The following is an 11870-nucleotide window of genomic DNA, read 5'->3' on the forward strand; positions in this document are numbered from 1 at the left end:
AAATTTAAATTGCTTTTATAAATCTTGAATTCGTAATTTTTTAAAAGTTTCTCAGCAAACTGGGATAAGAATTCTTTTATCGGCGAAGAGAGAAAGAAATAAATCTCTTTATCAAAAATTATCTCTTCCTTGTGGAGTCCCATCTCCTTAGAAAATATCCGAGAAAAGACAAACATTTTAAAATTCCTCTTCTGATATTTATACCCTTCATTATGTAAAAAATTAGCAAGGTCTTTGTCAATGTTATTATAAATAAAAGCCTGTAATAGATGATTATAATGGATTGGCAGAACAATTTTCTCTTCTTTGGAATTTGTCAAAACTATTTTGAGTCTCATACTAAGTTGATATTATTCGTATCTTAATGCCTCGATGGGATTGAGTTTGGCAGCACGGGTGGCAGGATAGATGCCAAAAAAGATACCAACACAAATGGGAAATAAAACACCAATAATTACTACCCACAAAGGAACGGCTGATTCTAAGGGCGTTAAGGCAGCAATAATTTTGGCACTACTTATTCCTAAAATTAAACCAATTAAACCACCTAAAAAGGATAAAAAGCAGGCTTCTAATAAAAATTGTAATAAAATATCCCGATTAGAAGCACCAACCGCTTTTCTTAAACCAATCTCTCTTGTCCTTTCGGTTACCGCAACAAGCATTATATTCATAATTCCAATGCCACCAACAATTAATGAGATTGCCGCTACGGCAATCATCACAATAAAAGCAACGTTGGTTATATTTCTATATATCTCTCTTAATGTCTGTTGGGTATTAATACCAAAATCATCAGGTTTGTCAAACCCTAATCTCCTTCTTCTTCGCAAAACCTCTCTTATCTCATCAATTGTCCTTTCTAAATTCTTACCATCCTTGGGTAAAATCTGAAAGGATAAACTACGCCAAAGTCTTTGAAAACCAACTGGTCGAGGAAAGACTTCATCAAAGGTGGTCAAGGGAATGATGATGATATTATCTTGGGGTTGTCCCATAAAAGTTCCTTTTGGTTCTAATACACCAATGATCGTAAACTGCTTGCCACCCAGATTGATTGTTTTAAAAAGTGGGTCGGTATTAGGAAATAAATTCTCCACAATATAAGAACCAATTACACAAACTTTTCTTCTTCTTTTGAAATCATCTTCGTTAATAAACCGACCAGTAGTAACGGTATAGTTGGAAGTATATTGTAAATTTTCATCGGAACCGATAACTTCAATGTTTCTTGCCTTATTTATTCCGTAAGTTATTGTGCCCACATTGGTTGATTTTACATAAGAAAGTTTATCAACCGAAGGCAATTTCTTTAAGGCTTCGCCATCTTCGATTGTTAAATCTTTTCTTTTGGCAACTTCTTCAAAATCAACCCTGCCCATTCCCCAAGCAATCTTTTGAACAAAAATTGTATTGGAACCTAATGAACTTATCTGTTTTTCTACTGTCATATTTAAACCTTGAATTAAAGAAAGAATAGCAATAACTGTCATTACGCCAATAATTATTCCTAAGGTTGTTAAAAAGGAACGGAGTCGATGGGTTTTAAAAGTAGATATTGATAACTTTAATATTTCAATTAATTTCATTTGATTATCTTATCTTCAATTATTATCCCATCGGTTATCCTTATTAATCTTTTGGCGTGAGAAGCGATATTTGGGTCATGGGTAACAATGATGATTGTCCTGCCTTCACTTGCCAATTGGTCAAAGATTTTCATTATCTCGTTACCACTCTTTGTATCCAAATTACCAGTCGGTTCATCAGCCAAAATTAAAGAGGGATTATTAACCAATGCCCGCGCAATTGCTACCCTTTGCATCTCGCCACCGGAAAGTTCATTTGGTCTGTGAGTTGCCCTTTCTTTTAAACCAACCTTTTCTAACATTTCCATTACCAATCTTCTCCGTTCTTTGACACCAATCCCCGCATAAATTAGTGGCAATTCCACATTACTAAAAGCAGTTAATCGTGGCAAAAGGTTGAAGTTCTGAAAGACAAAACCTACCTCTTTATTTCTTAATTTTGCCAATTCATAATCAGTTAAATTGCTCACTTCTTTTCCTTGATAATAATATTTTCCTTCGGTTGGTGTATCAAGAAAACCGATAATATTTAAAAGGGTTGATTTGCCACTTCCCGAAGGTCCCATTATTGCGGTATATTCTCCCTTTTCAATAGTTAAATTAATACCATTTAAAGCCGGAAAACTTACTTTTCCTGTTGAGTAAACTTTTTTAATGTTGATAAGTTGACAAAGCATTATCTCCTAACCCTTACTCTTGGTCTTTGGATAAACCGCATTGTTCTAATTACATCACCGGCATCTCCCCTTCTTCTCTCTGCCCTCTCCCTTCTTTTTGGCTTTACTAAATCACCCTCATTCAATTTTGCCAAAACTGAATAAGGACCAGTAATCACTTCTTCGCCCTCTTTTAAACCATCAATAATCTCTGCTTCAAAATCACCATAACTACCAACTTTTACCGGTCTCAATTTGGCTTTACCATTTTCAATAACAAAACAGGCATCAACCTCTTTACCACCAATTCTCCTTCTACCAATTGCCGAAATCGGCACAACCAAAACACTATCTTTTTCCGCAGTAATTATCTCACAATGAACACTCATCCCTGGTCTTAATAAGAAACTGGTATCTTCCAATTCCACTTCCACTTCAAAATTGGTTATCTTTTCAGTAGTCGTGGCAGCAGTAGTGATTGGTACATAACCAATTCTTGTTACTTGACCAACAAAAAATGTATCAGGCAGAGCATCTAAGGTAATCTTTGCTGGATTGCCAATCTTAATATCAACCACATCCCTTTCAGAAACTTCAATCACTGCCATCATCTTGGATAAATCAGCAATTACCATCATTATTGTACCAGGATTATTCATTGTGCCAATAATCGCTGTTTCTCCTTCTTCAATGTTTAATTTTACTACTGTGCCATTAATTGGTGAGCGAATTTCGGTTTTATTATATTTATCTAAGGCATCTTCATAACTGGCTTTTGCTGCTTCGTATTCGGTTTTTGCCCTTTCGTATTCTTCATCGCTAATTAATCTTTTTTTATATAACGAATCAATTCTTATAAAACTATTTTTTGCCTGTTCATATCTGGCTTTTTGTAATGTTAAATTTGCCTCATAACTTTTTCTTTCTAATAGACAAAGTAAATCACCCTTTTTAACTCTTTCGCCTTCTTTGACAAAAATCTTTTCTACCCGACCCATCACTTGAGATTGAATATTAACTTGGGTCTTTGCTTTCAACTCACCATCGCCACTTATTTTAGAAATAATGCTTCCGTATTCAACCTTTGCTACCTCTACCTCTTTTCCCTCTTCTTTCTTTGTCAAATTAAGTACCACTATTAGTCCAATAAAAACCAGAATGCCAATAATTAAAAATATCTTCTTCTTCATTCTTCCTCCATTTTTAAATCTTTTAAACCTAAATATCTTAAAAGAGAAATGCCCATATAAATATCACAAAGAGAGGAGATATAATTACTTTTGGCTTCGTTATAAGTGTTTTCAATATTCATAAAGTCTAAATAAGAAATCTTTCCCAATCTCAACTGTTCCTTTGCCAAAGAATAAAGTTCTTCTGCCATCTCTAAATTTGCCTTGCCGTATTCGTATTTCTCAATCGCTTCTTTTAAACTTAAAAGACCATCCATCGTTGATTTTAAAATCTCTTCATAAGTTTTTCTTTCGTCAATCTTGCTCTTTTTTAATTGTAATTTCTTATTATTAATATTTAACAGATAATTCTTAAGGTCAAAGAGCGGAAAAGAAAAGGAAAGAGAAAAAGAAATATTATCCCTTTGATCCCAATCTTTTAGGGTGAAATAAAATCTTTCACTATCACTATAAGCCGAGGTGTAAGAAAATTGACAAATTGGAAAAATTCTTAATATTGCCGAAGCATAAGAAACTTTTGCCAAGGTCTTTTGGATACTGGCTTTTTTTAGATTCAAGTTTTCTTTTAAAACTTTATCTACTTCTTTTTCACCAATTTTCTTTATTCTATTAAGAAATTCCTCTTTTAATTCGGGTATCTCGGTTTTAGGAAGGATAATTTTATCTTCTTTTATCCCCAAAATAATCTTTAAGGCAACCATTGCCTGCTTGAAATTTTTCTCACTACTCAAAAGTTGTTGGGAAGCCAAGGCATAATCGGTTTTTGCCCGCAAATAATCAACCTTACTAACTTGACCAAGTTTATATTTCTCTTCAATTAGATTTTTATACTCTTCTTTGTAGGCTAAGAGATTTTTCTTTACTTGATAGATATTGTAAAAACGTAAAAGATTAAAATAAGAATTCTCACAAATATAATCTAAATACTCCAACCTCTCTTTCTTGCTTAAATTATAAAAATTAAAACTTTTGTTGATAAAGAAGAGATTTAGATAAGTCTCTATATCAAAAACCTTTTCATTAATCGTAAAACTTCCCCGATAGGAACTTTTCGTTGGCTCTTTAGTTTCAGAATAAGAGAAAGATAGATTTATTGATGGTAACAATTCAGAACTTATTCCCAAAACATTATTTATACCAGTTTTTTTATAATAATCGGCTTCTTCTTTATAGACACTATATTTTCTTGCGTACTCTTTAGCCTCTTTCAAAGAAATATATAAAGTATCAGGAAAGTAATAAATATGGACGGGTTCGGTAAGAATAAGAAAAGAAAGAATAAAAGTAATCATCTTACTATTATTATTAGATTAATATTTAACAAATTAGGTTTAGGGATTTGGTATCTCTTCAACTTCTGGTCCTAATTTGGCTTTATAAAGAAGTTCCATTATTTTGTTATAAGTCTTAAAATAATATATCTCATTCGCCATTTTGGAAGAAGATAATAAGAAACCGATTTCGCTCTCTTCGGTATATTTCAGATATAGAAATTTTATAACAACAAAACAGATAACCCAACCAATCGCAATACCAAATAAAAAGGAGAAAAAAGAGTCTAAGTTACCTAAAGACCATTCGGTAATATTAAAAAGAAGATAGGCAAGATAGAGAAGAATAATTAAAAGAATAATAAAGGTAATTAAAAAAGTCCAATAAACATCTAATTTTATTAAAGAACTTAAACCCTCTTTAAATCGGTTTGCTAAAACTACTGCCAAAATAAAAGCAACCATTTCAAAAAGAGGTTTCCCCATTCCTGCTCTTCCCCTAATCGCCTGAATTATTGCTACAATCAAAATAAAAAGGGGGATTAAAACATCTAAGAAAGTCATGCTATATTTTAAATAAAATAAATAAAATTGTCAATTAATTGTGAAGAATATAAAATTTCCAATATCTTTTATCAAAAGGGTCTTTCGCGAGAGGCGTAACTTCGTATAGCGGATAGTTTAAACTATCTAAAAAACATCTTCCCCAACCAGCAATCCCATATTGGATAACAGCATAAGTTATTGTATCAAAATAGACACCAACAGCAATCTGACCGGAAATTGCCTCATCACTTGCCCATTTTAAATAAGGACAGGTAGTATCTCCGGCCCAAGTCTTGGCATTATCACCATAATTTTCAAAAACATAATTGCCACCATAAAATAAATCTTCATATTCACTATTATACCTTAAACCAGTATAAGGGTTGATTGGAAAATTACCAATATTATCTTCATTTGCCGGATTACCGCCTGGAAAATAATAGGCCAATGGACCTTCCGGATCCAAAACTTCGCCAACAATATCAGGTAAAGGAAATTCACCGCTGTGGTCTGCTGCCCAAGCCATTAAGGCCTTCTGGAGAACTTGCATATTGTTTTTTATTTGTGTTCTTTTTGCTCTTTCTTGAAAAAGTGAGAAATGGGGAAGAAAAATATTTATTAAAATACCAATAATCAAAATTACTAAAAGCATTTCTATTAAAGTGAAACCTTTTTTCTCTCCCATTTCTCTAAGAATTTTTCTAAAAAATAAAAGGCTCCGTCTTTTCGACGGAGCCTCTCCTTTTGGGAATTTTAGTTTAACGATTAATATTCATATCCGCCCGGTGGGGTTGGTGGCATCTTCTCTTTTTCAGGTTTCTCAACGATTGCGCATTCGGTAGTCACCAGTAAAGCAGCAACGCTACTCGCATTTTGGAGCGCAGTCCGAGTAACTTTTGTCGGATCGATAATTCCTGCTTCAAACATATCCTCAAATTTCATTGTCTCCACATTGAAACCAACATTGGGATTCTTTTCGGCTTTCACTTTCTCAACAATTACCGAACCTTCAACCCCCGCATTGTTGGCAAGTTGTTTGAGCGGCTCTTCCAACGCCTTTTTCACAATCTCCACACCAATCTGTTCGTCGCCTTCCAATTTTAGTTTTTCTAAAGCCGGAATGCAACGGATTAAGGCAACACCGCCACCAGGAACAACACCTTCTTCAACCGCTGCCCTTGTAGCGTGTAAAGCATCTTCTACTAAGGCTTTCTTCTGTTTCATTTCCACTTCGGTAGCCGCACCAACATTAATGACCGCCACACCACCGGCCAATTTTGCCAATCGCTCTTGTAATTTCTCACGGTCATAATCCGATTTTGTCTCCTCAATCTGTTTTCTAATCATCTCAATCCGACCTTGAATCTCTTTCTTAGAACCCATACCTTCCACAATCGTCGTATTCTCTTTGTCCACCACCACTCGCTTTGCTCTTCCTAAATCAGAGATTTGGACATTTTCTAATTTAATTCCCAAATCTTCGGAAATTAACCGACCACCGGTAAGGATAGCAATATCCTCCATCATCGCCCTTCTTCTTTCACCATAGCCTGGTGCCTTAACTGCGCAGCATTGGAGAGTGCCCCGAACTTTATTCACGACTAAGGTAGCAAGCGCCTCACCTTCAACTTCTTCGGCGATTATTAAAATCGGTTTGCCCTTTTGCGCAACCTTTTCTAAAATTGGCAATAAATCTCTTGCCGAAGAAATCTTTTTCTCATAAAGCAAAATATAACAATCTTCTAATTCGCACTCCATTTTGTCGGGATTGGTAATGAAATAAGGAGAAAGATAACCACGGTCAAATTGCATTCCTTCAACGACTTCCAAAGTAGTTTCTAAGGATTTTGCCTCTTCAACCGTGATCACACCTTCCTTACCGACTTTTTCCATCGCATCAGCAATTAGATTACCGATTTCGGCATTATTATTTGCCGCAATCGTTGCCACTTGGGCAATTTCTTGACGAGAAGAGATCTTTTTGGAAATCTTCTTCAACTCCTCCACAACGGTATTTACCGCCTTCTCAATACCTCTCTGAACCGCCATCGCATTAGCACCAGCAGCAACTACTTTTAATCCCTCTCGATAAATCGCTTCTGCTAAAACCGTCGCGGTAGTAGTGCCGTCACCCGCAACATCAGAAGTTTTCGAAGCAACTTCCTTTACCATTTGAGCACCAAGATTTTCAAATTTGTCTTCTAATTCAATCTCTTTCGCTACGGTGACACCGTCTTTGGTGATCGTCGGAGCACCCCATTTCTTTTCGATAACCACATTTCTTCCCTTAGGACCAAGCGTAGCCTTTACTGCGGCTGCTAAGGTTTCTACACCACGTAAAATTGCTCTTCTTGCTTCTTCATTAAATTTCAATTCTTTTGCTGCCATATTACTCCTCCTTTTCTTCAATTATTGCTAAAATCTCATCTTCCCTCATTATGAGATACTCCTTGTTATCGATTTTGATTTCTTGACCGGCATACTTTCCGAAGAGAACAATGTCTCCTTTCTTCACTTCCATTGGAATACGATTTCCTTTATCATCAAGACGACCAGGACCAACCGCAATAACTTTGCCCTTAATCGGCTTCTCTTTAGCGGTATCCGGTAAAATGATACCGCCCTTTTTTACTTCCTCTTCTTCTATTCTTTCAACAACAACCCTGTCAGCCAAGGGTTTTATTTTCATATTTCCCTCCTTTTTAAATTTTAATCGCGCTGCCAATTAACTCTTACAAACTTGTTATCAGAAGAAAATTTTATCTCTAAATTTCCTTTATAAGCCCTTTTGAGTGCCTTACCAATCGCAATCGCTAAATTTTCTGAAGTAGTCTCTATCACCAGCATATCTTTAACATTTTTTAGACTCATTATCCTATCCAAAGGATTCCTTAAAATTTCTCTTTTCTCAGTGTTCTTTACCAGATTCACAATATCTTCCCTATGAGTATGATAGAAATTTCCGCTGATATTCACAACCCCCATAACATAATGGTCTTCTATTTTCCGGCAGGAGGGACATTTATATTTATAAGCAACCATACTCACCATATTCGCTAGTTCATCATTTCTTATCCATCTTTTATCATGATATAAAAGATTACAGGTAGGACAAATTGTTGGATCTGGTAAACTTTTAGGCAATAAATAAGGATCATCACCTTTTTTCTTTGGTTCTTTTCTGATTATTTTTCTCATAAGTTATAAGAAAATTAAAAATGGGCGAAACCCGATTTGAACGGGTGACCTCCTCCTTGTAAGGGAGGCGCTCTCGCCAACTGAGCTATTCGCCCATTAGTTATATATCATAACAAAATTTGTGGAAATGTCAATAAGAATAAATAACCAATTAAATTAAAACTAAATTTAAAAAGTTGCATGAGACACAACAAATTTTAAAGTGGAATTTTCTTATAAGTCTTTGTATTTCAAATACTTATCTTAAATTTATAATAAAGATAGGGAACATATCCCTCTATGCCTTTATCATCGTCTTAATAGATATATTAATCTGGGTATTAAAAGATGCTATATCAATAACTTTAAATTGTATCTTATCGTTCATTCTAATAGGCATCTTGTTATTCATCTTAATAGGTATATTACCGATAATCTATATAAGTATAGCACCCATACACCTATTAAGATTATCGGTATTAATCCTCATAGATATTTTGCTACAAAGAAAGAAAAATTAATTTTACCAATTTGCCTTTTAAATCTTTAATATTGACTTTCTCTAATTTTCTTATAAAATTAAATTATGAAATTGGGGAAGTTTGAAATCTATCCAATTCTTGATGGTTATTTTGGATTAGATGGTGGAGCGATGTTTGGTATTGTACCTAAAGTAATTTGGGAAAAAATGAATCCTGCTGACGAGAGAAATAGAATTAGACTCGCTTTAAGAACCTTGTTAGTAAAAACTCCTAACGAATTAATTTTAATTGATACTGGAATTGGCACAAAGTTTAATGAGAAGTATGTTGATATTTATAAGATTGAAAACCAGTATTTAAATATCGAAAAAGAATTGAAAGAGTTGAAAATTACTTTAGAGGATATTGAGATTGTGATAAATACTCATCTTCATTTTGACCATTGTGGTGGTAATACAAAAGCGATTACTTATGAAAAGGAGATAATAGAATATATTCCAACTTTCAAAAAGGCAATCTATTTTGTCCAAAAGGAAGAATTTGAATATGCCCTTGCTCCCGATGTCCGTTCAAAGAATAGTTATTTAAAAGAGAACTTTTTACCCATCAGAGACAAATTCAAATTTCCTGAAAACGAAAAGATTACCGATGGAATCTATGTGATAAAAACTGGTGGTCACACCGTTGGTCACCAAATTATTCTTATCCAAAGTGAAGGAGAAACTTGTTGCTATTTAGGTGATTTGATTCCTACCCTAAGTCATTTGAAAATTCCTTATATTATGGGTTACGACCTATTCCCTTTGGAAACTATGAAATTTAAAGAAGAACTTTTGAAAAAGGCAAAAAAAGAGAAGTGGTATTTGGTTTTTGAGCACGACCCAAATATTAGTATGATTAAATTTATTAATGAAGAAGAATATCTGGTCATTTGTTAAAAGGAGGCACTAATGGATGAAAAAGAAGCAAAAAAGGAGATTGAAAGATTAAGAAAAGAAATAAGATATCACGATTATCGCTATTATGTTTTAAATGACCCGGTTATTTCTGATTATGAATATGATATGCTTTATAAAAGATTGGTTGAATTAGAAAGACAATTTCCCCATCTTATTACTCCCGATTCACCCACCCAAAGAGTTGGTGGCGAGCCATTAAAAGAGTTTCAAACGGTTACCCACGAAATTCCGATGCTTTCTTTGGATAATACTTACTCTTATGATGAATTAAAAGAATTTGATAAAAGAATAAGAAAAACAGTACCGAACGCCCGTTATATCTGTGAATTAAAAGTTGATGGTGTAGCAGTCTCTCTTTTATATCGGGATGGAAAATTCGTTCGTGGTGCTACAAGAGGCGATGGTCATAAGGGTGATGATATTACTTTGAATTTAAAAACAATCAAAACCTTGCCTCTTAATTTGTTAACCGATGAACCCGATTTTCTTAATATTGAAGTAAGAGGAGAAGTTTATCTGACAAAAAAACAATTTTTAGAACTGAATAAACAAAGAGAAGAAGAAGGAGAACCGTTATTTGCCAATCCCCGAAATGCTTGTGCCGGTAGTTTAAAACTTCTTGACCCAAGAGAAGTAGCAAAAAGAAATTTAGACATCTTTATTCATACTATTCCTAAACCCCCTTCCGAAAAATATGATTCCGATTATCAAGTATTAAAAAAGTTAAAAGAGATTGGCTTTAAGGTGATTCCCCATTCGGAAATATTAAAATCAATTGATGATGTTATTGCCTATTGTGAAGAATGGAAAGATAAAAAAGAAGAATTACCTTATGAAGTGGACGGAATTGTTATCAAAGTTGATTCTTTTAAACACCGATTGGAACTTGGTGAAACGATAAAAGCCCCCCGTTGGGCAGTGGCTTATAAATATCCACCGAAACAGGCAACAACAAAAATAAAAAGAATTTATGTCCAGGTTGGAAGGGTAGGCACTTTAACGCCGGTAGCCGAATTTGAACCAGTCTTTCTTTCGGGAACAACAATCACTCACGCGACTTTGCATAATTATGATGAAATAAAAAGAAAGGATATAAGAGTTGGTGATTGGGTAATTATCGAAAAAGCAGGCGAAGTGATTCCCCAGGTGGTAAAGGTAATCAAAGAAAAACGGACGGGCGAAGAAAAGGAATTCCAAATGCCCGAAACCTGTCCAGTTTGTGGCGGTAAGGTCGTGAGAGAGGCAGATGAGGTTGCCTATCGTTGTATTAATGCCAGTTGTCCTGCCCAGATAAAAAGAAGAATTATCCATTTCGCGTCGCGTCAGGCAATGGATATTGAAGGACTGGGAGAAAAATGGGTAGAAACTTTGGTTGATAAAGGATTGATTAAAAACTTTTCTGATATTTACAAATTAAAGAAAGGTGATTTATTAAAATTAGAAAGAATGGGTGAGAAATCTGCCGAAAATTTATTAAAAGCAATTGAAGCAAGCAAAAACCGACCTTTTCATCGGGTATTATATGCTTTAGGTATTAGACATGTTGGTTTAGGAACTGCCCAAATTTTAGCCAATGCTTTTAATAATATTGATGAATTAATGAAGGCATCAAAAGAAAGATTGTCATCCATTAGTGGCATTGGTCCAATCGTTGCCGAAAGTATTTATAACTTTTTCCATACAAAAGAAAATATTGAATTGATTAACAAGTTAAAAGAAGTGGGAATAAACTTTGAGCGCGAGAAGAAAGAGGAAAAAAAGATTTTGGCAGGAAAAACTTTCGTTGTCACCGGTACTTTGAAAAACTTTACCCGCCAACAAGTTCATGAATTGATTTTATCGTTAGGTGGCAATGTGGGAACTTCCGTTAGTAAAAAGACCGATTATCTCATTTGTGGTGCTGACCCTGGTTCCAAATTGGATAAAGCAAAAGAATTGGGAGTGAAGATAATCAGCGAAGAAGAATTCTTAGAGATGATAAAAGGAAAATAATTGAAAAG

At 34.4% G+C, this 11870-nt stretch carries 12 protein-coding genes and 1 tRNA gene; 2 read left to right on the forward strand and 11 right to left on the reverse strand.

The annotated features are described in order from the left end of the window. The 11 genes from ABIK75_05185 to ABIK75_05235 form a co-directional block, all read right to left on the reverse strand. Positions 1 to 338 (reverse strand): CRISPR-associated endoribonuclease Cas6 (locus tag ABIK75_05185; GenBank protein MEO0090481.1); only part of this gene is annotated, 338 nt, incomplete at its 3' end. Positions 339 to 350: 12 nt separating this feature from the next. Next, the gene (locus ABIK75_05190) at positions 351 to 1589 is read right to left on the reverse strand and encodes an ABC transporter permease (protein ID MEO0090482.1); all 1239 of its coding nucleotides are present in this window, start codon (positions 1587 to 1589) and stop codon (positions 351 to 353) included. Beyond that, complete coding sequence (locus ABIK75_05195) at positions 1586 to 2266, reverse strand: ABC transporter ATP-binding protein (protein MEO0090483.1); 681 nt, start codon at positions 2264 to 2266, stop codon at positions 1586 to 1588. The genes ABIK75_05190 and ABIK75_05195 overlap by 4 nt, the downstream gene beginning before the upstream one ends. After that, positions 2266 to 3435 (reverse strand): efflux RND transporter periplasmic adaptor subunit, encoded by a 1170-nt coding sequence (locus ABIK75_05200; GenBank protein ID MEO0090484.1) that lies wholly within the window; start codon positions 3433 to 3435, stop codon positions 2266 to 2268. The genes ABIK75_05195 and ABIK75_05200 overlap by 1 nt, the downstream gene beginning before the upstream one ends. Next, complete coding sequence (locus tag ABIK75_05205) at positions 3432 to 4727, reverse strand: TolC family protein (protein MEO0090485.1); 1296 nt, start codon at positions 4725 to 4727, stop codon at positions 3432 to 3434. Before ABIK75_05205 ends, ABIK75_05200 begins: the two co-directional genes overlap by 4 nt. A 39-nt stretch (positions 4728 to 4766) precedes the next feature. Continuing rightward, the gene (locus tag ABIK75_05210) at positions 4767 to 5270 is read right to left on the reverse strand and encodes a CvpA family protein (GenBank protein ID MEO0090486.1); all 504 of its coding nucleotides are present in this window, start codon (positions 5268 to 5270) and stop codon (positions 4767 to 4769) included. Between the two features lie 34 nt (positions 5271 to 5304). Continuing rightward, complete coding sequence (locus tag ABIK75_05215) at positions 5305 to 5937, reverse strand: prepilin-type N-terminal cleavage/methylation domain-containing protein (GenBank protein MEO0090487.1); 633 nt, start codon at positions 5935 to 5937, stop codon at positions 5305 to 5307. Between the two features lie 80 nt (positions 5938 to 6017). Next, positions 6018 to 7640 (reverse strand): chaperonin GroEL, encoded by a 1623-nt coding sequence (gene groL, locus ABIK75_05220; GenBank protein ID MEO0090488.1) that lies wholly within the window; start codon positions 7638 to 7640, stop codon positions 6018 to 6020. Position 7641: 1 nt separating this feature from the next. After that, positions 7642 to 7941, reverse strand: coding sequence for a co-chaperone GroES (gene groES / locus ABIK75_05225; GenBank protein MEO0090489.1), 300 nt, complete (start codon positions 7939 to 7941; stop codon positions 7642 to 7644). Between the two features lie 20 nt (positions 7942 to 7961). Continuing rightward, positions 7962 to 8450, reverse strand: a complete 489-nt coding sequence (locus ABIK75_05230; protein ID MEO0090490.1) for a BCAM0308 family protein — start codon at positions 8448 to 8450, stop codon at positions 7962 to 7964. Between the two features lie 21 nt (positions 8451 to 8471). Next, a tRNA-Val gene (locus ABIK75_05235) sits at positions 8472 to 8545 on the reverse strand. Positions 8546 to 9015: 470 nt separating this feature from the next. Between ABIK75_05235 and ABIK75_05240 the strand changes: the two genes are divergently transcribed. Together ABIK75_05240 and ligA are read left to right on the forward strand one after the other, a co-directional pair. Further along, the gene (locus ABIK75_05240; protein MEO0090491.1) at positions 9016 to 9849 is read left to right on the forward strand and encodes an MBL fold metallo-hydrolase; all 834 of its coding nucleotides are present in this window, start codon (positions 9016 to 9018) and stop codon (positions 9847 to 9849) included. 12 nt (positions 9850 to 9861) lie between these two features. Next, the gene (gene ligA, locus ABIK75_05245; protein ID MEO0090492.1) at positions 9862 to 11862 is read left to right on the forward strand and encodes an NAD-dependent DNA ligase LigA; all 2001 of its coding nucleotides are present in this window, start codon (positions 9862 to 9864) and stop codon (positions 11860 to 11862) included. Positions 11863 to 11870 lie beyond the last annotated feature (8 nt).

It is taken from the genome of candidate division WOR-3 bacterium, from assembly GCA_039801725.1.
Taxonomy (GTDB): Bacteria; Hydrothermota; Tepidihabitantia; order Tepidihabitantales; family DTDR01; genus DTDR01.